The organism is Pseudomonas sp. NPDC087336 (assembly GCF_044744285.1).
In the GTDB taxonomy this organism is placed as follows: domain Bacteria; phylum Pseudomonadota; class Gammaproteobacteria; order Pseudomonadales; family Pseudomonadaceae; genus Aquipseudomonas.
In genome coordinates this window covers 18,463-40,852 of record NZ_JBIUYA010000009.1, presented here as the reverse complement: position 1 = coordinate 40,852, position 22,390 = coordinate 18,463, and the positions used below count along the sequence as shown (strand labels likewise).

Annotated in this window: 24 protein-coding genes; 12 read left to right on the top strand and 12 right to left on the bottom strand. The window is 60.7% G+C overall.

The annotated features are described in order from the left end of the window. Positions 1-2: 2 nt before the first annotated feature. Positions 3-914, bottom strand: coding sequence for a LysR substrate-binding domain-containing protein (locus ACIO0C_RS11075; RefSeq protein ID WP_008058642.1), 912 nt, complete (start codon positions 912-914; stop codon positions 3-5). A 245-nt stretch (positions 915-1,159) separates the two neighbouring features. Here ACIO0C_RS11075 and ACIO0C_RS11070 point away from each other — a divergent pair, with 245 nt between their 5' ends. From ACIO0C_RS11070 to ACIO0C_RS11060, 3 genes are all read left to right on the top strand, one after another. Beyond that, positions 1,160-2,575: a purine-cytosine permease family protein gene (locus tag ACIO0C_RS11070; protein ID WP_401311545.1), complete on the top strand. Its 1,416-nt coding sequence runs from the start codon at positions 1,160-1,162 to the stop codon at positions 2,573-2,575. Positions 2,576-2,831: 256 nt separating this feature from the next. Then, positions 2,832-3,068, top strand: a complete 237-nt coding sequence (locus tag ACIO0C_RS11065; RefSeq protein ID WP_401311543.1) for a hypothetical protein — start codon at positions 2,832-2,834, stop codon at positions 3,066-3,068. Between the two features lie 192 nt (positions 3,069-3,260). Beyond that, positions 3,261-3,998, top strand: coding sequence for a hypothetical protein (locus tag ACIO0C_RS11060; protein ID WP_401311540.1), 738 nt, complete (start codon positions 3,261-3,263; stop codon positions 3,996-3,998). Between the two features lie 36 nt (positions 3,999-4,034). On the opposite strand, the gene ACIO0C_RS11055 is transcribed toward ACIO0C_RS11060, so the two are convergent. Next, complete coding sequence (locus ACIO0C_RS11055; RefSeq protein ID WP_401311537.1) at positions 4,035-4,838, bottom strand: hypothetical protein; 804 nt, start codon at positions 4,836-4,838, stop codon at positions 4,035-4,037. 294 nt (positions 4,839-5,132) lie between these two features. Here ACIO0C_RS11055 and ACIO0C_RS11050 point away from each other — a divergent pair, with 294 nt between their 5' ends. Both ACIO0C_RS11050 and ACIO0C_RS11045 read left to right on the top strand, forming a co-directional pair. Next, positions 5,133-5,558 (top strand): hypothetical protein, encoded by a 426-nt coding sequence (locus ACIO0C_RS11050; RefSeq protein ID WP_401311535.1) that lies wholly within the window; start codon positions 5,133-5,135, stop codon positions 5,556-5,558. 66 nt (positions 5,559-5,624) lie between these two features. Then, positions 5,625-5,819, top strand: coding sequence for a PLDc N-terminal domain-containing protein (locus tag ACIO0C_RS11045; RefSeq protein ID WP_401311532.1), 195 nt, complete (start codon positions 5,625-5,627; stop codon positions 5,817-5,819). Positions 5,820-5,838: 19 nt separating this feature from the next. Here ACIO0C_RS11045 and ACIO0C_RS11040 read toward each other — a convergent pair whose 3' ends face one another. From ACIO0C_RS11040 to ACIO0C_RS11025, 4 genes are all read right to left on the bottom strand, one after another. Beyond that, positions 5,839-6,387: a cupin domain-containing protein gene (locus ACIO0C_RS11040; protein ID WP_007946335.1), complete on the bottom strand. Its 549-nt coding sequence runs from the start codon at positions 6,385-6,387 to the stop codon at positions 5,839-5,841. Between the two features lie 231 nt (positions 6,388-6,618). Beyond that, positions 6,619-7,902, bottom strand: coding sequence for an NAD(P)/FAD-dependent oxidoreductase (locus ACIO0C_RS11035; protein ID WP_401311528.1), 1,284 nt, complete (start codon positions 7,900-7,902; stop codon positions 6,619-6,621). 52 nt (positions 7,903-7,954) lie between these two features. Continuing rightward, complete coding sequence (locus ACIO0C_RS11030; protein WP_401311526.1) at positions 7,955-9,445, bottom strand: aldehyde dehydrogenase; 1,491 nt, start codon at positions 9,443-9,445, stop codon at positions 7,955-7,957. A 168-nt stretch (positions 9,446-9,613) separates the two neighbouring features. After that, complete coding sequence (locus tag ACIO0C_RS11025) at positions 9,614-10,990, bottom strand: glutamine synthetase family protein (RefSeq protein WP_401311523.1); 1,377 nt, start codon at positions 10,988-10,990, stop codon at positions 9,614-9,616. A 280-nt stretch (positions 10,991-11,270) separates the two neighbouring features. Between ACIO0C_RS11025 and ACIO0C_RS11020 the strand changes: the two genes are divergently transcribed. The 5 genes from ACIO0C_RS11020 to ACIO0C_RS11000 all read left to right on the top strand — a co-directional run bounded on the left by ACIO0C_RS11020 (position 11,271) and on the right by ACIO0C_RS11000 (position 16,446). Next, positions 11,271-12,032 (top strand): gamma-glutamyl-gamma-aminobutyrate hydrolase family protein, encoded by a 762-nt coding sequence (locus ACIO0C_RS11020; protein WP_401311521.1) that lies wholly within the window; start codon positions 11,271-11,273, stop codon positions 12,030-12,032. Positions 12,033-12,357: 325 nt separating this feature from the next. Beyond that, a complete protein-coding gene (locus ACIO0C_RS11015; protein WP_401311518.1) occupies positions 12,358-13,500 on the top strand; it encodes an ABC transporter ATP-binding protein in 1,143 nt (380 codons plus the stop codon). A 29-nt stretch (positions 13,501-13,529) separates the two neighbouring features. Then, positions 13,530-14,411, top strand: coding sequence for an ABC transporter permease subunit (locus tag ACIO0C_RS11010; RefSeq protein ID WP_162831853.1), 882 nt, complete (start codon positions 13,530-13,532; stop codon positions 14,409-14,411). Beyond that, the gene (locus ACIO0C_RS11005) at positions 14,408-15,292 is read left to right on the top strand and encodes an ABC transporter permease subunit (RefSeq protein WP_338586316.1); all 885 of its coding nucleotides are present in this window, start codon (positions 14,408-14,410) and stop codon (positions 15,290-15,292) included. Before ACIO0C_RS11010 ends, ACIO0C_RS11005 begins: the two co-directional genes overlap by 4 nt. A gap of 56 nt (positions 15,293-15,348) precedes the next feature. After that, positions 15,349-16,446: a polyamine ABC transporter substrate-binding protein gene (locus ACIO0C_RS11000; protein WP_401311515.1), complete on the top strand. Its 1,098-nt coding sequence runs from the start codon at positions 15,349-15,351 to the stop codon at positions 16,444-16,446. 191 nt (positions 16,447-16,637) lie between these two features. Here the strand turns inward: ACIO0C_RS11000 and thpR are convergent, their stop codons facing one another. Next, positions 16,638-17,177, bottom strand: a complete 540-nt coding sequence (thpR, locus tag ACIO0C_RS10995; RefSeq protein ID WP_401311512.1) for an RNA 2',3'-cyclic phosphodiesterase — start codon at positions 17,175-17,177, stop codon at positions 16,638-16,640. Positions 17,178-17,288: 111 nt separating this feature from the next. Here thpR and ACIO0C_RS10990 point away from each other — a divergent pair, with 111 nt between their 5' ends. After that, positions 17,289-17,483, top strand: a complete 195-nt coding sequence (locus tag ACIO0C_RS10990; protein ID WP_008063752.1) for a hypothetical protein — start codon at positions 17,289-17,291, stop codon at positions 17,481-17,483. Positions 17,484-17,497: 14 nt separating this feature from the next. Here the strand turns inward: ACIO0C_RS10990 and ACIO0C_RS10985 are convergent, their stop codons facing one another. Together ACIO0C_RS10985 and ACIO0C_RS10980 are read right to left on the bottom strand one after the other, a co-directional pair. Continuing rightward, complete coding sequence (locus ACIO0C_RS10985) at positions 17,498-17,851, bottom strand: DUF1428 domain-containing protein (protein ID WP_401311508.1); 354 nt, start codon at positions 17,849-17,851, stop codon at positions 17,498-17,500. 16 nt (positions 17,852-17,867) lie between these two features. Further along, positions 17,868-18,935: a hypothetical protein gene (locus ACIO0C_RS10980; protein WP_401311505.1), complete on the bottom strand. Its 1,068-nt coding sequence runs from the start codon at positions 18,933-18,935 to the stop codon at positions 17,868-17,870. A 298-nt stretch (positions 18,936-19,233) separates the two neighbouring features. Between ACIO0C_RS10980 and ACIO0C_RS10975 the strand changes: the two genes are divergently transcribed. Next, a complete protein-coding gene (locus tag ACIO0C_RS10975) occupies positions 19,234-19,494 on the top strand; it encodes a hypothetical protein (RefSeq protein ID WP_401311502.1) in 261 nt (86 codons plus the stop codon). Here ACIO0C_RS10975 and ACIO0C_RS10970 read toward each other — a convergent pair. Genes ACIO0C_RS10970 through ACIO0C_RS10960 form a run of 3 tightly spaced genes read right to left on the bottom strand, consistent with a single transcriptional unit; the run spans position 19,466 to position 22,389 of the window. Further along, positions 19,466-20,413, bottom strand: coding sequence for an NAD-dependent epimerase/dehydratase family protein (locus ACIO0C_RS10970; protein ID WP_401311993.1), 948 nt, complete (start codon positions 20,411-20,413; stop codon positions 19,466-19,468). The genes ACIO0C_RS10975 and ACIO0C_RS10970 overlap by 29 nt on opposite strands. A gap of 2 nt (positions 20,414-20,415) precedes the next feature. Further along, positions 20,416-21,540 (bottom strand): HlyD family secretion protein, encoded by a 1,125-nt coding sequence (locus ACIO0C_RS10965; RefSeq protein WP_401311499.1) that lies wholly within the window; start codon positions 21,538-21,540, stop codon positions 20,416-20,418. Between the two features lie 6 nt (positions 21,541-21,546). Beyond that, a complete protein-coding gene (locus ACIO0C_RS10960; RefSeq protein WP_401311497.1) occupies positions 21,547-22,389 on the bottom strand; it encodes a hypothetical protein in 843 nt (280 codons plus the stop codon). Position 22,390: the final 1 nt, after the last annotated feature.

Here is a 22,390-nt window from a genome sequence, read left to right as displayed (position 1 = left end):
GCTCAGGTATAGAGCCGGGCCAGTTCTTCCTGACAGTAATCAACGAAAAGCTGCACCGGTTTGGTCAACTGCGCCCGGCGCAACCACGCCGCGGACAACCCGGAACCGGTCACGGTTTCGGCCAGCGGCACGCACACCACTTGTTGTCCGTCATAGGTGTATTCGGAAAACGGTTTGGTCACCAGGATCGAAAAACCGAAACCCCGCCCTACCATCCCCCGCACCATCTCGATCGAAGGCGAACTAAAGACGATGTTCGGCGTCAGCCCGCGCTCTTCAAAAATGCTCACGAAATAGGTCCGGCTGGGCACCACGTCCAGCAAAATCATTGGTTCCAGCACCAGGTCGTGCAGCGAGACCTTCGCCTGCTGCGCGAAGCGATGGTCCGCGGGAAGCAGCGCGTAGGGTTGCTGCGGCGGCATCAGTGCCACGGTCTCGATCGTGCTGTCCAGGTCGTGCTCGAAAACCATGGCCATGTCGATGCTGCCGGCGGTCAGCGCCTGCACCAATTCCTGCTGTTCGCCATCGCGAATGCGGATTTCCACCCCTGGCCAGCGTGCCTTGAAACCGGCGATCAGCCGTGGCAGGTACAGCGGCGCCACGGTCTCAAAACAGCCGATGTCAATCTGCCCCGCCACCACGTCATTGTCCGCCAGGGCGTTCTGCTCGAACTCATGGGCCACCCGCAGCAGCTCCTGGGCCTTGCGGTAGAACCGCGAACCGCTGGGCGTCAGCGAAACGCCCTGGGCGTGATGGCGGATGAACAGTTGCACGCCAAAACTCTCTTCCAGGTGCTTGATCGCCGTCGACACCGATGGCTGCGCGATATAGAGCTTGCGCGACGCCTCGGCCACGCTGCCGCAGTCGGCCGTGGTGACGAAATATCTGAGCTGGCGCAAGTTGTAAGCGGCCATGGGGACCTCCGGAAAACACAACATCAGGATCAAGGGATCGACAGCGCCCACAAGGGTTTTGCGTCAAGGCTGAACATACCGGAGGCGAGCGCAGCCACGGCATATATTTTTTAAGGTTTGAGGCAACAAACTTACTAATTTATCTATCCCGATCCATTGCACATGATCACTCCAACAAGAAAAGCGTCGTTCGCGCGGCGCTCTCCGAAGTACGTCCACGTACTCACTTTGCCTTGGAGTTCGTCATGGTAACCACTGCAACAACGAGCGCCCCGCTCATTGAAAAACACACGATCGGCTACGTGCCGCCGCAAGATCGTCACGGCAAGACCCGCGACCTGTTCACCCTCTGGTTCGGTGGCAACATCGCCCCCTTGCCCATCGTCACCGGCGCCCTCGGCGTGCAGATGTTCCACCTGAACCTGGTCTGGGGCATCGTCGCCATCCTCGTTGGCCATCTGGTCGGCGGCGTGCTGATGGCGCTGCACTCGGCCCAGGGCCCGCAGATGGGTATCCCGCAGATGATCCAGAGCCGCGCCCAGTTCGGCTCCCTGGGTGCGCTGCTGGTGGTGCTGATCGCCGGCGTGATGTACATCGGCTTCTTCGCGTCCAACATCGTGCTGGCCGGCAAATCCCTGCACGGCGTGGTCGACAGCGTGCCGGTGCCCGTGGGCATTGTCATCGGCGCCCTGGGTTCGGGCATCATCGGCATCATCGGCTATCGCTTCATTCATGTGCTCAACCGTATCGGCACCTGGGTACTGGGGATCGGCATCGTGCTGGGCTTCGGCTACATCCTGACCCACGTGCAGACTGACGACTTCCTCACCCGCGGCGGTTTCAACCTCTCCGGCTGGCTGGCGACGGTTTCCCTGGCCGCGCTGTGGCAAATCGCCTTCGCGCCCTACGTGTCCGACTACTCGCGCTACCTGCCGGCCGACGTGCCCGTGGCGGCGACCTTCTGGACCACCTACCTGGGCACCGTGCTCGGTTCCAGCCTGTCGTTTGTCTTCGGCGCCGTCGCCGTACTGGCCACGCCCGTGGGCATGGACACCATGGACGCGGTCAAGCTCGCCACCGGTTCCATCGGCCCGCTGATGCTGGTGCTGTTCCTGCTCAGCGTCATCAGCCACAACGCCCTCAACCTTTATGGCGCCGTGCTGTCGCTGATCACCCTGGTGCAAACATTCGCCTACCGCTGGATCCCCACCGCCAAGAGCCGCGCCGTGCTTTCGGTGATCGTGCTCGGTGCCTGCTGCTTTGCCGCCGTCGGTGCCTCGGCTGACTTCATCGGCCACTTCGTCGACATGGTATTGGTGTTGCTGGTGGTGCTGGTGCCGTGGACGGCGATCAACCTGATCGACTTCTACGCCATCCACAAGGGCAAGTACGACATCGACTCGATCTTCCACGTCGATGGCGGCATCTACGGGCGCTACAACCCGCAGGCGCTGCTGGCCTACGCGATCGGCATCCTGGTGCAGATTCCGTTCATGAACACACCGCTGTACGTCGGACCGATTTCCGAGCACATCAATGGCGCGGACCTGTCCTGGTTGGTGGGCCTGGCGATCACGTCGCCGTTGTACTGGTGGCTGGCCAACCGCGACAGTGCCTACAAGCGTCGGTTGTCGAGTGGAAAACTCGCTACCAGCCTGTAGTCAAGATCCACAAATTCGCTCGCGACAAGAACCTGACATCGACCGTCAGGCCTTGCGCGAGCAATCCCCGCCTGAACCGCCCCGCTTGATACCTCCCTGATACGTCCCCCCGATCGTGCTGTTACCTCACCGCCCCACTTGTCACTTCTGCGCCGAACGGCAGGCCAATACAGTAGGGCCTTCGGTGTGTTGCGGCAGGCATGAACGCTGTCGACCCTCAACCGCACCGATTTCCCATCACGGAAGAGGTGACATCATGAGTTTCGTCAAAGTGGAAAAAAACCAGAGCAGTGCCCCGTCGCAAGCCGACATGGAAAAAGCCATGGTCGAATCTGGCGGCGTACCTGGCGAGTGCAGCGGGAGCAATGCCGCCCGCACCCTGACCTACGCCGGCCTGGTCAATCACACGGTGTATGAGAACAAGCTGATCGAGATTGCCAAGGGCAGGCGCACCAGCTGGAACTTCGTCTGGGCCGATGTGAAGGCTGCCTGATGCCATGGCGGGGCGGCCCCAGGGTCGCCCCGCCGTTTCAACCCGGTTGATACCGCCCCGTTACCCGCCTGTAACGCCAAGACACTTAGCCAGTGCGCTGCCTGAACCTAGAGTGAAGCCCTCGATGGATGGACCGGGTTGACCGCCCGCCAGCCATCGATGCCCAACACACCACCAAGGAAGAGGGACACCATGAGCCAATCAAACGCTGTCAGCCAACAACGCCAGCAGCTGCACGATGATGTGCAAGAAGCCGTCAAATCGATCATGGGTGCAACGCAACTGAAGGCGTCGGACTATGGCAGGGTCTTGAAGTCCGCCCTGGCGGCGACGCAGAAAACCGTCACCATCGAAATCGCCCCCGGCGACCTGACCCTGCTCAAGAAGTCTGGCTACAAGCTGTGCTTTGCCAAGAAAGTCGGCACCGCCGACTACAACGTGGTCTGGCAGTCCTATGTCGCTTACCTGAGCAACAACGAATTCAGCTGGACGCCGTTGTATCAGCTGTTCGCCTCCAACGTGTTCAAGGAAAACGTGCAGGTCAAGGTCTCGACCAACATCGTCAATATCGGCCTTGGGCAGACTTCGACACTCGATGAACACGGCCTGCTGAGCCCGGCGATCACCGGCGGCCCGGACATTTCCATGACCTTCGTCAACGAGTACGCGCCGATCCATCCGGGGATCAACCAGCTGTCCACCGGCATCGATGGCAACCAGGTCAGCACGCCGATCTACGTGGCGGTGGACCAGGTGGTCACCGGTAATACCGTACTGACCCCCGTCGAAACCATCCTGGTATGGTTTGAACAAAACGTGCAGACCAGCACCATGTTCAGTACCTCACGCTCCAAGGCGATCGAAATCGACCTGACGTTCGATAACACCGCAGGTCGCCTTTATGAAGGCGGTCAGTGGAAAACCGTGTAACCGTTGTGCGCCGGGGCAACCCCAGGGTTGCCCCCTTCATTCGTCAATCGCCCCTTTGGCAAAGTAGCCCGTGAGGGACAGGCAGATCGATTGCGCCAGGTCCTCCTGGGTGGCGATGCCATAAGGCTGGGTGCGATCGAACTGCGCCGACCAGCGAATCCGCCCCTGCGCCACATCCACCAGGCGCAACGACGCCCGCACCCGCGCTGGCTCGACCCGCACACTGCCCTCCAGGCAATAGCTGTAGCGCCCGCCGCGTCCGCCATCCGCTGTCTTGACGCTGCTACGCGGCACCTTCATCAACACATGATTGGCCCCGGTCTGCGCCTGTTCGAACGACTCGAACAAGCGACAGCTCAGCTCCTCGCACAAGCCCCGGGCGAAGTCATCGCCATCGCGGGTGATGCAGGTGAACGGCTGGATCTGCAGAACCGGATGGCGGGTGGCGATGCCCTTGGGCTGCAAACGCTGATAAGCCAGGCGATAACACCCGGCCGGTATGCTCAGGCGCACCGGGTCCTGCTGACCGTTGCTGGCGTAATGCGCCGCCAGCTTGCGCCGCAACCGCCCCACCTGCACCCGCACCACCGGATCATCGCCGGTGCAGTACACCGCCGGATCGCGACGGAACACCGCGATGCCGATGGCGTGTTCGGTGAGGGGTATATTTGAAGGTTGCAGGTCGTGCTCGACCAGAAAGCGCAACAGACTGCCCATGCGCCGGGACTTGGCGAACCACGGGCTGGCCAGCAGCAACGCCAGTACCCGCTGCATTTCTTCAGGATCGAGCGGCACGCAAGCTCCCGCCGCGCTCGAATCAACCATGCGCTTGATCACCATCGCCTGCCTCCGTGCAGATTGCCGACAGGAATAGAGGAGGAACTCCGTGGTTACGCACGCAACGTGAGCCCAGGGAGGCTCGGGTGCTGCAACGTCGAAGCTTAGCAGCCGTGATGGGATCGGGAGGCAATTGCAGCGATCGCAACCCGCCAGCCGACGAACGATCAACCGTCGTGGGCCATGAATCATGCAATGACCCCTGAAATGAGGGGAACCGCGCACCTCATCGCGTTTTCGAAACTCTATCGGCGCCGCTCCCAATCAGGCAAAGGCGCCATTGCAGAGGAAATGCCGATGAACCCTCGACTTCTGCTTCTGATCGCCTGCCTCATGCCCGGCCTGGCCGTCGCTGAAGGCTGTGACGTGCTGACGCGCTCGCAAAGCCCTTCCGTTCCCGCGGTCGAGACCCACAGCTGTTATGAATACGATGGCATGCCGGTCAATGCCATCGATTGGTCCTGCAGCAACGAAAGCAAGGACATGCTGACCCGCACCAAGAAAAAAGTCGAACACTGTGCCGATCACTTTCAAGCCTCCTGCACCGCCACGCTGACTCAGGAATCCCTGGCCAACCCGCATTCCACCAGCAAGGACAAAAACAGCACGTCGCTGAACATTCCCGACAGCGCCCAGGTCACCACCTATTACTACGATGCGCAGCACATTGACCAGGCCAGGATCGATTGCGAGTCCGGTGGCGGTCACTGGAAAGCAAAGTAGCGCCGAAAATTAAATGAACCCCGGGTTTGCATGACCACCTAACTGAATGACTATCAGGAGGTGTGCATGCAAACAGAAACGCTATGGATCGTATTGGCGGCAGTGCTGCTGGCCCTTGAGTTGTGGGCAATCAACCGGGTGCGTAAAAGCGCAGGGAAAGCCAGCACCAAGGGGGTGTGGATGGTGGTGATCGTGTTTGCGCCGCTGATTGGATTGATCCTGTGGGCCCTGGCGGGGCCCAAGCACGCTGTTCAGGCATAGCGCGGCGCACAGCTGGCAATCAGAAGTTCGCCGGCGTGTTCGCGCTGATGATTTCCGCCTCATCCTGGCCGATATTGCGAAACTTGTGCGGCAAGGTCGTCGGAAAGTAATACCCGTCCCCGGCATTGAGCACGCTGATCTGCCCGTCCACCGTCAGCTCGACGGTGCCACGGGTGACCAGCCCGCACTCCTCGCCTTCGGAATGCACGATCGGCTCTTCCCCGGAGCTGGCGCCCGGTGCGTATTGTTCGCGCAGCAGACGCATCTGCCGGCTCGGCACGGAGGCGCCGATCAGCAAAAGGCGCAGGCCGTGGCGGCCGAGGTCGGGCTGTTCGTTGGCGCGGAAGACGTATTGATGCTCGCGCGGCGGCTGATCGAAGGTGAAGAAGTCGGCCAGGGACATGGGGATGCCTTCGAGCAGCTTTTTCAGCGAGCTGACGGAAGGGCTTACCCGATTCTGTTCGATCAGGGAAATGGTGGCATTGGTGACGCCGCTACGCCGGGCCAGCTCGCGCTGGGACAGCTTGTAGCTTTCGCGTACTAATTTGAGTCGTGAGCCCGTGTCCATGACAGCCTTATGTGCTTGGTACGCAAGGGTAATGGGGGTGGAGAGCAGGCGTGGATCGCGCCGTTTTCCGGTCCCGGAAACGTGAAAGGCAGCTATTAAATCACGTTTGTGGGTGTTGCTGTAGGCGCAGCCTTCGGCAGCCCCTACAGGGGTTACGGTGTTGCCATTCTCGATTTGCGGCATAAAAAACCGGCGCCACCTGTTGGGGGGTAGACGCCGGAGAGGTAAAGCTTAGATGCCGAAACGGTCGCGCAGCGAGTAGTACACGGCGCCAAGGGCGGTCAACGGGGCCGAGAAGGTGCGCCCGCCGATCATCGGCATGTGTGGCAAGGAGGCGAACGCGTCGAAACGCTCGGCGTCGCCACGGATCATTTCCGAGATCAGTTTGCCGGCCAGGTGCGAGCAGGTGACGCCGTGCCCGCTGTAGCCCTGCATGTAGTAGGCGTTTTTCTCGATGCGGCCGAATTGCGGCATGCGCGACATGGTCAGTAGGAAGTTGCCGGTCCAGCGGTAGTCGATCTTCACGTCCTTCAACTGCGGGAAGGTCTTGAGGATTTTCGGGCGGATCAGTTGTTCGATGTCGTCCGGCTCGCGGGCGCCGTAGACCACGCCGCCACCGTAGAGCAGGCGGTTGTCACGGGTCAGGCGGTAGTAATCGAGCAGGTAGTTGCAGTCTTCGACGCAATAGTTGTTGGTGATCAGGCTGCGGGCGACTTTTTCCGACAGCGGCTCAGTCACGACGATTTGCGAACCGCACGGCATGCTCTTGCTGGTCACGCGGTTGTCGAGCCCCTGCGGCAGGTAGGCATTACCGGCGATCAGCAGGTACTTGGCCTTTACCACGCCTTTGGCGGTGCGCACGGTGATCGGCTCGCCGTAGGTGATTTCCACGGCCGCCGATTGCTCGTAGATCTTGCCGCCCAGGCCGATGATTGCCGAGGCTTCGCCCAGGGCCAGGTTCAGCGGGTGAATGTGCCCGCCCTGCATGTCCAGCAGGCCACCGACGTAGGCGTTGGAACCCACTTCGCGCTTGATGTCGGCCGCGTCGAGCATTTTCAGGTTCTTGTTGCCGTAGCGTTCCCAGCTCTTCTTCTGCTCGGCCAGGCCTTTGAGCTGCTTCTTGTTCATCGCGGCGAAGATGCCACCGGGACGGTAGTCGCACTGGATGTCGTAGTGCTGTATGCGCTGACGAATGATGTCGGCGCCTTCGAAGATCATGCTGCCGAGGACTTGCGCGGTCTTGTCGCCATAGCGCTCTTCGATGACATCGACGTCGCGACTGTAGGAGTTGACCAGCTGACCGCCGTTGCGACCGCTGGCGCCGAAGCCGACCTTGGCCGCCTCGAGCACGGTCACGCTGTAGCCCGCTTCGGCGAGGAACAGCGCCGAGGACAGGCCGGTGTAGCCGGCGCCGATCACGCAGACGTCGCAGTCCACCGCGCCTTCCAGCACCGGGAAATCGCCGGTGAAATTGCGGGTGGCGGCGTAGTAGCTGTTTACATGTGCTTGTTTCATAGGTTTCTCCGATGGCCGTCGCAGGTTGCCGACGACCGCCGCTTTATTGTTATTAGAGCTTGATCCAGGTCGCTTTAAGCTCTGTGTACTTGTCGAACGCATGCAGCGATTTGTCCCGACCGTTACCCGACTGCTTGTAGCCACCGAACGGCGCGGTCATGTCGCCGCCGTCGTACTGGTTGACCCAGACACTGCCGGCACGCAGGCCACGGGCGAAGGTGTGGGCCTTGCTCAGGTTGCTGGTCCACACGCCGGCGGCCAGGCCGTAGATGCTGTCGTTGGCAATCGCCAGGGCTTCTTCAGCGGTGTCGAAGGTGATGACCGACAGCACCGGGCCGAAAATTTCTTCCTGGGCGATGGTCATGGCGTTGGTCACGCCGTCAAAAATCGCCGGTTCCACGTACAGGCCGCCGGTGTCTTGGAGGGTGCGGCTGCCGCCCGCGATCAACTGCGCGCCCTGCTCCTTGCCGATGTCGATGTAGCGCAGCACGTTGTCCAGTTGACGCTGATCCACCACCGCACCGACGGTGGTCGCAGGATCGAGCGCGTGCCCCGGTTTCCAGCCTTGCAGGGCTTCCACCAGCAGCGGGATGAACTGATCCCGGATCGAGCGTTCCACCAGCAAACGCGAGCCGGCGGTGCAGACTTCGCCCTGGTTGAAGGCAATGGCGCTGGCGGCACCCTGCGCCGCGGCAAGCAGATCCGGGGCATCGGCGAACACCACGTTGGCGCTCTTGCCACCGGCTTCAGCCCAGACGCGCTTCATGTTGCTTTGCCCGGCGTAGATCATCAGTTGCTTGGCGATCGCCGTGGAGCCGGTGAAGGCCAGCACGTCGACGTCCATGTGCAACGCCAGCGCCTTGCCGACGGTGTGGCCGTAGCCCGGCAGGACGTTGAACACGCCTTTGGGGATGCCCGCGTCCAGCGCAAGCTGGGCGATGCGGATCGCCGTCAGCGGCGATTTTTCCGAAGGCTTGAGGATGAACGAGTTGCCCATCGCCAGGGCCGGGGCGAATTTCCAGCTGGCCATGATCAGCGGAAAGTTCCACGGCACGATGGCCGCCACTACGCCGGCCGGTTCGCGAGTGACCAGGCCCAGTTGATCGTGGGGCGTGGCGGCGACTTCGTCGTAGAGCTTGTCGATGGCTTCGGCGGTCCAGCGGATCGCGTTGGCGGTTGCCGGAATGTCGATGCTCGTGGAGTCGCTGATCGGCTTGCCCATGTCGAGGGTTTCGAGCAGCGCCAGTTCTTCCTGGTTGGCCAGGATCAGGTCGGCGAAGCGGATCAGGATGCGCTTGCGCTCGGCCGGGGCCAGGTTGGCCCAGACGCCGGATTCGAAGGTGCGACGGGCAACGGCTACGGCGGCGTTCGCGTCGGCTTCGTCGGTACTGGCCACATTCGCCAGGAAACGACCGTCCACGGGACTGATGCATTCGAACGTGGCGCCGCTGGCGGCTGCGCAGTATTGGCCGTCAATGAAGGCACGGCTTTCGATGTTGAGGGACTGGAAGCGTTGCTCCCAGTCGCTGCGAGTGATTGTCATGGTTGTGACTCGACGCAGGGGAATATTGGATGCTGACTGATCGACCGCCTTCGCTGGCAAGCCAGCTCCTACAGTTGATCTATGCCGCTTATAGATGCCGCGCCCGACACACAACCCTGTAGGAGCTGGCTTGCCAACGAAGGCTGTGCATCAGGCGACATCGATGAATCAGACGGTATGCAAGTACCAGTTGTACTCGAGGTCGGAGATGGAGTTCTCGAACTCGGCCAGCTCGCTTTCCTTGCAAGCCACAAACACGTCGATGTACATCGGGTCGATGTATTTGGCCATGACTTCGCTGTCGTCCAGCTCGCGCAAGGCATCGCGCAGGTTGTTCGGCAGGCTCTGCTCGTTCTGCTCGTAGCTGTTGCCTTCCACCGGGGCACCCGGCTCGATCTGGTTGGTCAGGCCGTGGTGCACGCCTGCCAATACCGAGGCCATCAACAGGTACGGGTTGGCGTCGGCGCCGGCCACGCGGTGCTCAATGCGCACGGCGTCCGGTGAACCGGTCGGCACGCGCACCGCCACGGTACGGTTGTCGACGCCCCAGCTCGGCGAGTTCGGCACGTAGAACTGGGCGCCGAAACGACGGTAGGAGTTGACGTTCGGGCAGAGGAACGCCATCTGCGCCGGCAGGGTCTCGAGCACACCGCCGATCGCGTGTCGCAGCGCGGCGTTCTGCTCGGGATCCTCGCTGGCAAAGATGTTGTTGCCTTCCTTGTCGAGAATCGAAATGTGCACATGCAGACCGTTACCCGCCTGGCCCGGATACGGCTTGGCCATGAAGGTGGTGTCCATCTCGTGGTCGTAGGCGATGTTTTTCACCAGACGCTTGAGCAGCACCGCGTAGTCGCAGGCCTTTATAGGGTCGGCCACATGGTGCAGGTTGACTTCGAACTGCGCCGGGGCGCTTTCCTTGACGATGGCGTCAGCCGGGATGCCCTGCTCTTTCGCGCCTTCCAGGATGTCCTGCAGGCAGTCGACGTATTCGTCGAGGTCGTCGATCAGGTACACCTGGGTCGAAATTGGACGCTTGCCGGACACCGGCGAACGTGGCGACTGAGGACGGCCGTTCACGTTGTCCTGGTCAATCAGGTAGAACTCCAGTTCGAACGCGGCGCAGATGGTCAGGCCCATGTCGTCGAACTTGCGCACCACATTGGCCAACACTTCCCGCGGGTCGGCGAAGAACGGCTGGCCTTCGAGTTCGTGCATGGTCATCAGCAGTTGCGCGGTCGGGCGCTTCTGCCATGGCTCGATGCTCAGGGTGCCAGGGATCGGGTAGCAGATCCGGTCGGAGTCGCCGATGTCCAGACCCAGGCCGGTGCTTTCCACCGTGGAGCCATTGATGTCCAGAGCAAACAGGGACGCCGGCAGGTTGATGCCTTTCTCGTAAACCTTATGAAGACTGGTGCGTTCGATGCGCTTGCCGCGCACCACACCGTTCATATCCGCAATCAGAAGGTCGACGTACAAAACCTCAGGATATTTCTTAAGGAATGCGTTTGCTTCGTTGAGTTGAACGGTACGCAGAGGGACCGACATGATGCACCTATTAGCTGTTAATTATTATGTTCACCGCCCTTTCACGTAGCCAGTCAATCCGAAAGGCAAAGTGAAGTCAATAGCGAACACCCCGCCTTTAAACGTTTATTTTCGGGCATCTCAGAGGCACGAGAGTGCCAGTTCATCCCTGGAACACGCGTAAATCCTCGTCTTCAGACGTGCGGCGTTTAGAATTTTTTACATGAGAGTTGTTAATTAAAATCAACAAGGCTAAGCTCCGGAAAAGCTCGTTCAAGTGTAAAACTTCGAGGTGATAAAAATGGCATTCAAGCCATTGATCGGCGTTACTGCATGCGTCAAACAGATTGGCCTGCACCCCTACCATGTCAGCGGCGACAAGTACTTGCGTGCTGTCAGCGTTGCAGCGCTGGGGCTGCCCGTCGTTATTCCTTCATTAGGTGACCTGACCGAAATCGAAGACCTGCTGCCGCAGCTCGACGGTCTGTTGCTGACCGGCTCGCCGTCGAATGTGGAACCCTTCCACTATCAAGGCCCCGACAGCGCGCCCGGCACCGAACACGATCCCCAGCGCGATCGCACCACCCTTCCCCTGATCCGCGCGGCCATTGCCGCTGGCGTTCCGGTGCTCGGCATCTGCCGCGGCTTTCAGGAGATGAACGTGGCGTTCGGTGGCAGCCTGCATCAGAAGGTCCATGAACTGCCCGGCTTCCTCGATCATCGCGAAGCCGACCATCCGGACCTCGCGGTGCAATACGCAGCGGCGCATGCCGTGAGTGTGCAACCCGGTGGTGTGTTCCAGGCGCTGGATCTGCCCCCGGGGTTCCAGGTCAATTCGATTCACAGCCAGGGCATCGACCGACTCGCGCCCGGTCTGCGTGCCGAAGCGCTCGCGCCCGATGGCTTGATCGAGGCGGTCTCGGTGGAGCACAGCAAGGCCTTCGCCCTCGGTGTGCAATGGCACCCCGAATGGCAGGTTCTTGAGAACCCGCCGTATCTGAAAATTTTCCAGGCGTTTGGCGACGCGTGCCGACAACGGGCGGCGCTGCGGAACTCGCGCTGACGTAACAAGCGATCAATCCATTTACTGCCCCCGCGAGCGGGCAGGCGGGCTTTTGCGCGCCTCTCGCCCGCGAAAACAACACACTGCAATAACAACAAGCACTACCAGGCAGCCAGGACGGCGGCGCCGAATTAACCCGAGTGGAGTGCCCGTCAGGCATGCGCAATACCTTGTAGGAGCTGGCTTGCCAGCGAAGAGGCCCTTCGCTGGCAAGCCAGCTCCTACAGAGACCGCGTCCTGATTGGCGCCTTACTGCAAGGGTTTGCAATCAACTATTAAGCCAGGCCACGTTGGCCCGGCGACTGAAACCTGTTGGGAGTTTCACATGGCAAACGCCTCCAGCATCTACAGGAAGGCTCTTGAAGGTCACCAGGCACCGAAAAAGGTGTTGGTGAAAGTCGACCGCGTCACCAAGAAGTTCGACGAGACCACCGCAGTGGACGATGTGTCCCTGGAAATCCATCAGGGCGAGATCTTTGCCCTGCTCGGTGGTTCCGGTTCCGGTAAATCGACGCTGCTGCGCATGCTCGCCGGCTTCGAGCGCCCGACTGAAGGGCGCATCCTGCTCGATGGCGTGGACATCACCGACATGCCGCCCTACGAGCGGCCGATCAACATGATGTTCCAGTCCTACGCCCTGTTCCCGCACATGACCGTGGCGCAGAACATCGCCTTCGGCCTCAAGCAGGACCGTTTGCCCGCCAGTGAAATCGATGCGCGCGTCGACGAAATGCTGCGCCTGGTGCACATGACCCAGTACGCCAAGCGCAAACCCCATCAGTTGTCCGGCGGACAGCGCCAGCGCGTGGCATTGGCCCGCTCCCTGGCCAAGCGTCCGAAGCTGTTGCTGCTCGACGAACCCATGGGAGCGCTGGATAAAAAACTGCGCTCGCAGATGCAGCTGGAACTGGTCGAGATCATCGAGCGCGTCGGCGTGACCTGCGTCATGGTGACCCACGACCAGGAAGAGGCCATGACCATGGCCCAGCGCATCGCGATCATGCACCTGGGCTGGATCGCCCAGATCGGCAGCCCGGTCGACATCTATGAAGCACCGGTCAGCCGCATGGTCTGCGAGTTCATCGGCAACGTGAACGCGTTCGAAGGCACAGTGGTGGAAGACCTGGAAGGCCACGCGATCATTCACAGCAAGGACCTGGAGCAGAAGATCTACGTCGGTCACGGCGTCAGCACCTCAGTAGAGGACAAGTCGATCACCTACGCCATCCGCCCGGAAAAGTTGCTGGTCAGCACCACCAAGCCCGACGCCCGCTACAACTGGTCCAGCGGCAAAGTGCATGACATCGCCTACCTCGGCGGCCATTCGGTGTTCTACGTCGAACTGCCCGGCGGCAAGGTGGTGCAATCGTTCATGGCCAACGCCGAACGCCGTGGTGCACGTCCGACCTGGGACGATCAGGTCTACGTGTGGTGGGAAGACGACAGCGGCGTGGTACTGCGCGCATGAGAACCTTCAATCAGCAATTCCTGCGCCTGGTGCCCAGCGGTCGAAAGCTCGTGATCGGCATCCCGTTCCTGTGGCTGTGCCTGTTCTTCATGCTGCCGTTTTTCCTGGTGATGAAGATCAGCTTCTCGGAAGCAGCCCTGGCCATTCCGCCCTACTCGGAGATCTACACCTACGCCGAGCAGAAATTCAATCTGCTGCTCAACATCGGCAACTACACGCTGCTGGGCGAAGATGAGCTGTACCTCTCGGCCTACCTCGGTTCGTTGAAGGTCGCGCTGTTCAGTACACTGATGTGCCTGGTGATCGGTTTTCCGATGGCCTATGCCATTACCAAGGCAAGCAAGGAAGCACAGAACGTGCTGATGCTGCTGATCATGATGCCGACCTGGACGGCGATCCTGATCCGCGTGTATGCGTGGATGGGCATCCTCAGCAACAACGGGCTGCTCAACGGCTTTTTGATGTGGATCGGGCTGACCGATCACCCGATCGAGATCCTCAACACCAACACCGCCGTGTATATCGGCGTGGTGTATGCGTATCTGCCGTTCATGATCCTGCCGCTCTACGCCAACCTGGTCAAACACGATCAGAGCCTGCTGGAAGCGGCATCGGACCTGGGTTCGAGCACCTTCAACAGCTTCTGGAAAATCACCGTGCCGCTGGCCAAGAACGGCATCATCGCCGGTTGCATGCTGGTGTTCATTCCAGTGGTCGGCGAGTTCGTGATTCCGGAACTGCTGGGTGGTCCCGAGACCCTGATGATCGGCCGTGTGCTGTGGCAGGAGTTCTTCAATAACCGCGACTGGCCGGTGGCGTCTGCCCTGGCGGTGGTGATGCTGTTGATTCTGATCGTGCCGATTCTGCTGTTCAACCGCAGTCAGGCCAAAGAGATGGAGGCACGGGGATGAAACGCTTCGGATTTTCAAAGTTCATGCTGATTTTCGGCCTGTCGTTCATCTACCTGCCGATGCTGATCCTGGTGATCTACTCGTTCAACGCCTCCAAGCTGGTGACGGTGTGGGGTGGCTGGTCGTTCAAGTGGTACGCCGGCCTGCTCGACAACTCGCAACTGATGGGCTCGGTGGTGCGTTCGCTGGAAATCGCCTGCTACACCGCGATTGCCGCGGTGGCGCTGGGGACCCTGGCGGCATTCGTGCTGACTCGTGTGACCCGCTTCAAGGGCCGCACGCTGTTCGGTGGCCTGGTCACGGCGCCATTGGTGATGCCCGAAGTGATCACCGGTCTGTCGCTGTTGCTGCTGTTCGTGGCCATGGCGCAGTTGATTGGCTGGCCGATGGAGCGTGGCATCGTCACGATCTGGATCGCCCACACCACGTTTTGTGCCGCCTACGTTGCAGTGGTAGTCTCCGCCCGCCTTCGCGAGCTGGACCTGTCCATCGAAGAAGCGGCCATGGACCTGGGTGCCAAGCCATTCAAGGTGTTTTTCCTGATCACCATCCCGATGATCGCGCCGTCACTGGCGGCCGGCGGCATGATGTCGTTCGCCCTGTCGCTGGATGACCTGGTACTGGCAAGCTTCGTCTCGGGCCCGGGTTCCACCACCCTGCCGATGGAAGTGTTCTCGGCGGTGCGCCTGGGCGTGAAGCCCGAGATCAACGCCGTGGCCAGCCTGATCCTGTTGGCCGTGTCGATCGTGACCTTCATGGTCTGGTACTTCAGCCGCCGTGCCGAAGCCAGCCGTAAACGGGCGATCCAGGAAGCGATGGACCAGACCGCAAGCGAATCCTGGCAACAACCGAAAAAGCAAATGGTAGAAGCGACGGCCTAGTGCCGTCGCGTTTCACAGTCTTTGCGTTTGAATAAAAAAAGAATGGAGTTGTACCGATGAAAATGTTTGGCAGGACTCTGCTGACACTGTCCTTATTGGGCGCGATCGCCTCGGGCGCCCAGGCCAATGACAAGGTTCTGCGCGTCTATAACTGGTCGGATTACATTGCGCCGGACACCGTCAAGAAGTTCGAAGACGAGACCGGCATCCGCGTGACCTACGATGTGTTCGACAGCAACGAAACCCTTGAAGCCCGCTTGCTGGCGGGCAAGTCCGGCTACGACATCGTCGTGCCGTCCAACAGTTTCCTGGCCAAGCAGATCAAGGCCGGGGTCTATCAGGAACTGGACAAGTCGAAACTGCCCAACTGGCAGAATCTCAATCCGGTGCTGCTGAAAAACGCCTCCGCCAGCGACCCGGACAACGCCCACGCCTTCCCGTACATGTGGGGCTCGATCGGCATCGGCTTCAACCCGCAGAAGGTCAAGGAAGTGCTTGGCACCAATGCCCCGACCAATTCCTGGGACCTGCTGTTCAAGCCGCAAAACGCTGAAAAACTCAAAGCCTGCGGCATCAGTTTCCTCGACTCGCCCACCGAGATGATCCCGGCCGCCCTGCACTACCTGGGCTACCCGGTGAACGATCAGGACAAGGCGCACATCGCCGAAGCCGAAGCACTGTTCATGAAAATCCGCCCGTCGGTGGCGTATTTCCATTCGTCGAAATACATCTCGGACCTGGCCAACGGCAACATCTGCGTGGCCGTCGGTTACTCCGGCGACGTGCTGCAGGCCAAGGCCCGCGCCGAGGAAGCCGGGGACAAGGTGAAGATCGACTACAGCATCCCGAAAGAAGGCGCCGGCAGCTTCTACGACATGGTTGCCATCCCGCGCGATGCCGCCAACGTCGAGAACGCCTACCTGTTCATGAACTTCCTGATGCGCCCGGACATCATCGCCGAGATCACCAACAACATCGGCTACAGCAACGCCAACGCGGCCGCGACGCCGTTGGTGGATGAGGCGATTCGCAACGATCCGGGCTCGTATCCGCCTGAAGCGGTGATGGCGACTTTGTATGCCATTCCTGACCAGCCGATTGGCGTGCAGCGGGTGATGACCCGGGGTTGGACCAAGGTGAAACTCGGCCAGTAACCATGCCACGGATCGCGGATCGTTCCCACGCGCAGCACCATTACATTCATGCAGCGCCTTACCACCGCTGCATCCCTCACCTGGCTCCTCGGTTAAGGTGAAGTTTGGCGCCCTCGGGCGCCTTTTTTTGTGATCGTTCCCACGCTCTGCGTGGGAATGCAGCCCGGGACGCTCCGCGTTCCAGCTTTCAGTCAAACACCCCCCAACGGCCATTCGGCCAACACCCGGTAACGGCCCTTGTGCGATTCGAACAAGGTGAAGCGCTCGGCACGCAGGATAAATTCCGGTGGCGTGGCAGACTCCGGCACCGGCGCCCGATAGTCACGCGCCAGGGTCAGGTGCGGGCGAAATTCCCGTGGCGCATCCGCAAGGACAAAGGGCAACATGGCCTGCTCCAGGTCATACACCAGCCGCAACAGCGCAGGCGATGCCTGTTCGGGCGCCAGCACCAGGACCCCTGCCCTGCGCCACACATCCAGGCGATCGAGCTCCACGACCAGGTGTTTACCCGCGGTGCGCACAGACGCGGCAGCCTTGCAGACATCGGCAATCTGCGCGATCCCGACCGCCCCCAGGAACTTCAAGGTCAGATGAAAATTCTCGACCGGCACCGCACGCCCACTGCGCAGTTGCAAGGCGCTGCGCCATTGGGCGATGGCCTTGCGTTGCGCCGGTGCGCAGTCCAGGGCGAAAAACAACCGCTTGAACGGTTCATGGAGTTCGTCATTCATGCCAGGTATCTCTGCCGGGGATTGCCTTGAGTCTACAACCGGCAAGCCCCTTCCTGGCATCTGCCGGCATGCGCGTTATAGTTGATGCAAGCGAAGCAACCGGAGGGGAGCATGCGACAGATCCTCAGCAAGGAACCCTGGTGGGCGAAGCCGCCTGAGCCCGGTCAGGACGAACTCAAGTTGGAATGGGGCTGGCTGGTGCATTACAGCGAAGGCGAGCCGCGTTTCGAGTTCGTCCGCGAGCGACCGACCGATGACGAAATCCGCAACCGCAAGAGTTGCCGGATCACCCCGGCGGCGGAGTGATCCGGCGATTCGGTTCACGCCTTCACGATCATTTCAAAACCGCCGAAAATCATCCGTTGACCATCGAATGGCATGGGATTGATGTCGGGTTGTATCCGCGGATCGGTCATCAGTTTCGCCATCCCGGTGTCACGGGTGGGTTTGTCCGGCCAGACGATCCAGGAAAACACCACGGTCTCGTTTTCCTCGAGCTTTACCGCCATCGGGAACGAGGTCAATTTGCCGTCAGGGACGTCGTCGCCCCAGCACTCGGCAAGACTCAGCGCGCCGTTCTCCATGAAGATGGCCGCGGCCATCTCGGCGTGCTTCCTGAATTTTTCGCGGTTGGCGGTGGGTACGGCAGCGACAAAACCATCAACATAAGACATGGGTGTTCTCCTTGGGTCATGGGTTGATCTGCTGGTTAGTCGACTGGGTCGGACTCCAATCGACAGATCCCGTGTCCGAACCGACCGACGGCTCTGCGCTCTGCGCCAGGCTCCCTTCTATTTGCGACGCCATGTACAAGGTGCCCGCCATCACGCCGGTGGTCGGGTTCTGCAGCAGCTTCGTCCAGGCCTTGTCGAACGTGTTGCCCAGGCTGCTGCGGATCAACGCTTCGCTGTCCGGCCGGTCGTTGGCCTGGATGATTGCCCGCACGCCCGCGACGCCGACGGAGATCAACGCACCGGCCAGTTTGCCGGCGGCCGCCGCAACCGCGCTGGCCGCCCCGCGCGGGGCCATCTCGGCTTCAATCCGTTGACTGGCGCGCTTGGCCACCGGGGCCATGGCGGTGTCGGTCGAGCCCACACCCTTGTCGCCACCGGCCTTGTGGACCTTGTCGACCAGCGCGGCGTAAGCCGGCAGCGCGGTAAGCTGCTCGGTGTGTACCACCTGGTAGAGCGAGGCGTCCCTGGCGGGTGGCGGTCCGAGGGCAATTGCCGGAATTTTCTGGATGCGCCCATTGAGCTGGGCCATGGGCACGCCATGACGTTGGGAAATCTTCTGCAATTCTTCCTTGAGGATGTCCAGGTAGAACGCCGCGGCCAGGGTGAGGATCGCATCGGGGTCAACCTCCAGCGCCGCCGGGGCCAGTACTTTTTCCTGGTACTTCTCCAGCAAATACTCTGCCAGGCGTTTCTCCGAGGCATCTTGCTCGTCTTTGGAACTGCTGATGGTGTACCAACTGACCTTCACGGACAGCCATTCCTGGGTCCAGTAACTGCTGAACCAGGGGATGAAGTTTTCTTCGGTCAGCTGATAAACCCGCGTGCGCCAGTAGTCCATGGCGCCGCGCGCATAGATTTTTGCCTGTTCGGTGGCCGATTGCGAGGCATCGACAATTTCCCGGTCCACTTGTTGCCAGGTACTCGGGGAAACCATGATCTGCGGCACTTCCACCGGGGCAGGCGGGGCCGTGACGCATCCCGCCAACACCACCAGCACGGCGACGATCAGCGAACGCAGCTTCAAGATTGCGCTTTCCTGAAAATGTGCCCCGAACGGCATGTCCGGCGCGCCAAGCCCCCTGATTTGAGTATAGGTCGCGGCAGTTGCCCGCCCGGGTCCGGCCATCACTCCCATCGATATTTACCATCGCCACGAATGCCTTCCGCCCGCCGACCGACAGCGTAGGATCAACTTCAAACCAACACCCAAACCCTGTAGCGGAGGGTCGAACCATGCTGATCCATCTCCTGACCTGCCTGGCCCTGACGGCCTTCACGTTGAGCGTATTCGGCTGGTTCGTCCTCTCCGAGGAGCGCACGTCATGATCAACTACGTCACCCTGGCCGTGAGCTTCCCGGTGTTCGGCAACAACTACTACTCGCAGCAATTGGAGTCTCGTAAAGTATTGACCCTGGTGTTCGACGAAAAATTCGAAGCGTTACTGATTCCGGCAGCCGGTCATCACTTCAGCAACGAAGTGGTCGGGCTCAACGATCAGTTCCGCTTTCTCAATGACGTACTGGCCGAGCACCTGCTGGCAACCGAAGTCGCCTCTAGCGCCCGCCGGAATCAATACTTCTGAGAAGCTGACCCAGACCCTCGGCAAAACAGGTCGGCTTACCCAGGGAAAAATGCTCCACTAAACGGCTGTTCTCGGCGCGCGAATGCCTGATGTCACCGGATCGTGGCGCATCGTAGGTCAGCGACAGGGGCCACCCCAGCAGTTCGCTTAGCATCGTCGCCAGATCGTTAAGGCTGGTGGACCGATTGAACCCGACATTGACTGGTTCGACACGCGGTTTAGCGTCAGAGACCGCCTGTACCAGGATCTTGACCAGGTCATCGACGTAGACAAAATCCCTTGTTTGCTCCCCATCACCGTAAACCGTGATGGGGAGTTTTTTTTGTGCTCGCTCGCTGAAAATACTGATCACGCCGGAATAAGGCGACGAAGGATCCTGGCGCGGCCCATAAATATTGAAGAATCGCAGAACGACCGGTTCCAGCCCATGTTGCCGGCGATAGAAATCGAGGAAGTGTTCACTGGCCAGTTTGTCGGCGGCATAGGGCGTCAGGGGATTTTTTGGCGTGTCTTCGCTGATCGCAGTGCCTTCGCCGTTGTTGCCGTAGATTGCCGCACTGGAAGCGTAAACCACCCGTCTTACGCCCGCTTCGCGCATGGCTTCGCAAATATTCAGCGTGCCGATGAAGTTGCTTTGGTGAGTGGCGATCGGGTCGTCGACCGAGGCCTGCACCGAGGCCACCGCCGCCAGATGGACCACCGCGGTACAGTCTTTCATCGCGCGCGCCACCGTCGGTGCATCGGCGACGTCGCCCACGACCAACGTCAGATGACAACGATCAATCGGCAAATTGGATAATTTACCGGTGGAAAGATCGTCCAGGACCCGAACGCTGTAACCGTGTTCGAGCAGGGCTTCGACAAGGTGCGAGCCGATGAAGCCGGCGCCACCGGTGACCAGAATTCGTTCAGCAGTCATCATTATTGAGCCTCCGATACGCTGGTATTGCTGTTGGGAGCTCGATCCATTGCGATGAACTCCCCTAATTGATCAATCAGCTCACGACTGTCACTGAGCAGTTGTGGCCAGTCCGTGGGAAAGCGAACATTCAACGGCAACTGATCGATTCGCCAGCGCGGCGGCAGCGGACGGTCAAACCGGGCAGCGACCTGCAAGCCCATCTCGCTGGCAGCGAACGGCCCGCGCAACACCGTCGGCGTCCGGCCGGCACTGTCGACAGCCTGGACCACATGGGCGCTCAACCACTCGCCGTCCGGCATGCGAACCCGCAGCGGCTGGCCAATCGCGGCGTAGCTGATGTTCAGCGGTTCCAGATAAATCCACAGCAGTGGGTCTTCCAGTCGCTCAATGCGCATCAGCAGCGTACCGGCACCGACGTTTTCGCCTGGATTGACCAATACCTCGGCAATCCGGCCGCTCTGGGCGGCGTTGATCGGCAGCGCAGCAAGGCGGGTCTTCAGCCACTGCTGCTCGGCATGCTGTTGAATGACATCGCGCTCAACACTCAAGGGCGCCTGGTTGGCCATTTGCTCACGGCGCTCGAACGCCAGCAGGTCCGCCCTGAAACTATCGAGTTCGGACTGGGCCGACAGCACTTCGCCGCGCGACACAGCGCCTCTGGTAACCAATTCTTCAAGCACCCTCACCCGATCCTGTGCCCGGCCTATGCGGGTCTTGAGCAACTGGCGTTCACTGCCACCCAATTTGGTATTGAGCACAGGCTTGGTCTGCGTCGGCATCGCCGCCAGTTGCGCCAGCCGTGCGCGCCATTCGGGGTTGTCGAGATTGACCAGGAGCTGGTCGGTCTGGACCTGATCGCCAGCCTTGACGAACAATTGCTCGACCCGCCCGGTATCACGCGCGCGCACCTCAAGAATCGGCAGGCGCAACTGGGCCGGCGCGTCGATCATCAGCATGCCGTAGGCCAGCTTGCCACCCAGCCAGATCAACGGGCTGGCGACCAACAGCAGGATCAGATACCAGCGTACGCGGAAGGCCATGCGTTTGCCGGGTGCGTACAGCACGGTCAATCCCTGTTCCTGAGTCGGTCTCAGTTCTTTACGACTATCGAAACGAATCTTCATGACGGCTCACCGTTTTGGGAAGTCTCGCCAGGCTTGCCAGTCGATGCCGGCAATCCCCAGGGGTTGCAGTTGTTCACGCCAGACACTGCTCTGGTGTTGCAACTGTTCAGTCGACGCACCAGCCCAGGACTCCGTGGCATCCAGTTGCGGCTCCGTGCTTTGGGCGAGGCGAAACTGCAGATCGGGCCAGCGCTTGGCGATCTGCTCTGCAATCCGTGCGCTGTTCTTCGGGTTGCGGGTGTAAATCATCAGGCTGACCCGGCGCACGCCAGCGTCGGGCAGCCCGCACGGCACGCAGGTTTGTCCGGGTTTGGTAGCCGCGAACCAGCGATGATGGCTGGAAATCTCGACCGGCCATGGGCTCTCTCGGGAAGCCACACGCAAGGTGTCGAGCAAGTCCTTCAAACGCTGATCAGGTACCGGTACGCCCAATTGCTCGACTTCCAGGTCGAGGTGCAAGCTGCTGAAGGACAGTCCTTTGAGCTTGTCCAGCAAATCGCTGAGCTGATGGCGTTCCTGCGGCTTGAGCCACTCAGGGTCGCCCAGCAACAGACTCACCTGAATCCCTTCGTTGGCCGCTTGCTGCAGCAATTGCTCCAGGCGTTGGCGCGTCGTGGCCAGGTCCTTGATCTGTGTGCCCGTGAGGCCAAGGTAGATCTTGTCCATCCCGGCATTGCGCAGTGCGCTCAGTTCAGCCGCCCGATGCCCGGGATCGAGCAACGCCTCGCTGTCCCAGACATAGCTGGCCTGGGACCACTTTTGCGATTGCCCCGCTTCAAGCGTCATGGGTTGTACCGCCAGCATCACAGGGGCCATCCACAGCGTCACGGCCAGAAGTAACGATCGCATG

Coding starts and splice junctions, on each gene's coding strand:
- ACIO0C_RS11075 (WP_008058642.1), bottom strand. CDS start 914: ATGGCCGCTTACAACTTGCGCCAGCTCAGATATTTCGTCACCACGGCC.
- ACIO0C_RS11070 (WP_401311545.1), top strand. CDS start 1,160: ATGGTAACCACTGCAACAACGAGCGCCCCGCTCATTGAAAAACACACG.
- ACIO0C_RS11065 (WP_401311543.1), top strand. CDS start 2,832: ATGAGTTTCGTCAAAGTGGAAAAAAACCAGAGCAGTGCCCCGTCGCAA.
- ACIO0C_RS11060 (WP_401311540.1), top strand. CDS start 3,261: ATGAGCCAATCAAACGCTGTCAGCCAACAACGCCAGCAGCTGCACGAT.
- ACIO0C_RS11055 (WP_401311537.1), bottom strand. CDS start 4,838: ATGGTGATCAAGCGCATGGTTGATTCGAGCGCGGCGGGAGCTTGCGTG.
- ACIO0C_RS11050 (WP_401311535.1), top strand. CDS start 5,133: ATGAACCCTCGACTTCTGCTTCTGATCGCCTGCCTCATGCCCGGCCTG.
- ACIO0C_RS11045 (WP_401311532.1), top strand. CDS start 5,625: ATGCAAACAGAAACGCTATGGATCGTATTGGCGGCAGTGCTGCTGGCC.
- ACIO0C_RS11040 (WP_007946335.1), bottom strand. CDS start 6,387: ATGGACACGGGCTCACGACTCAAATTAGTACGCGAAAGCTACAAGCTG.
- ACIO0C_RS11035 (WP_401311528.1), bottom strand. CDS start 7,902: ATGAAACAAGCACATGTAAACAGCTACTACGCCGCCACCCGCAATTTC.
- ACIO0C_RS11030 (WP_401311526.1), bottom strand. CDS start 9,445: ATGACAATCACTCGCAGCGACTGGGAGCAACGCTTCCAGTCCCTCAAC.
- ACIO0C_RS11025 (WP_401311523.1), bottom strand. CDS start 10,990: ATGTCGGTCCCTCTGCGTACCGTTCAACTCAACGAAGCAAACGCATTC.
- ACIO0C_RS11020 (WP_401311521.1), top strand. CDS start 11,271: ATGGCATTCAAGCCATTGATCGGCGTTACTGCATGCGTCAAACAGATT.
- ACIO0C_RS11015 (WP_401311518.1), top strand. CDS start 12,358: ATGGCAAACGCCTCCAGCATCTACAGGAAGGCTCTTGAAGGTCACCAG.
- ACIO0C_RS11005 (WP_338586316.1), top strand. CDS start 14,408: ATGAAACGCTTCGGATTTTCAAAGTTCATGCTGATTTTCGGCCTGTCG.
- ACIO0C_RS11000 (WP_401311515.1), top strand. CDS start 15,349: ATGAAAATGTTTGGCAGGACTCTGCTGACACTGTCCTTATTGGGCGCG.
- thpR (WP_401311512.1), bottom strand. CDS start 17,177: ATGAATGACGAACTCCATGAACCGTTCAAGCGGTTGTTTTTCGCCCTG.
- ACIO0C_RS10990 (WP_008063752.1), top strand. CDS start 17,289: ATGCGACAGATCCTCAGCAAGGAACCCTGGTGGGCGAAGCCGCCTGAG.
- ACIO0C_RS10985 (WP_401311508.1), bottom strand. CDS start 17,851: ATGTCTTATGTTGATGGTTTTGTCGCTGCCGTACCCACCGCCAACCGC.
- ACIO0C_RS10975 (WP_401311502.1), top strand. CDS start 19,234: ATGATCAACTACGTCACCCTGGCCGTGAGCTTCCCGGTGTTCGGCAAC.
- ACIO0C_RS10970 (WP_401311993.1), bottom strand. CDS start 20,413: ATGACTGCTGAACGAATTCTGGTCACCGGTGGCGCCGGCTTCATCGGC.
- ACIO0C_RS10965 (WP_401311499.1), bottom strand. CDS start 21,540: ATGAAGATTCGTTTCGATAGTCGTAAAGAACTGAGACCGACTCAGGAA.
- ACIO0C_RS10960 (WP_401311497.1), bottom strand. CDS start 22,389: ATGCGATCGTTACTTCTGGCCGTGACGCTGTGGATGGCCCCTGTGATG.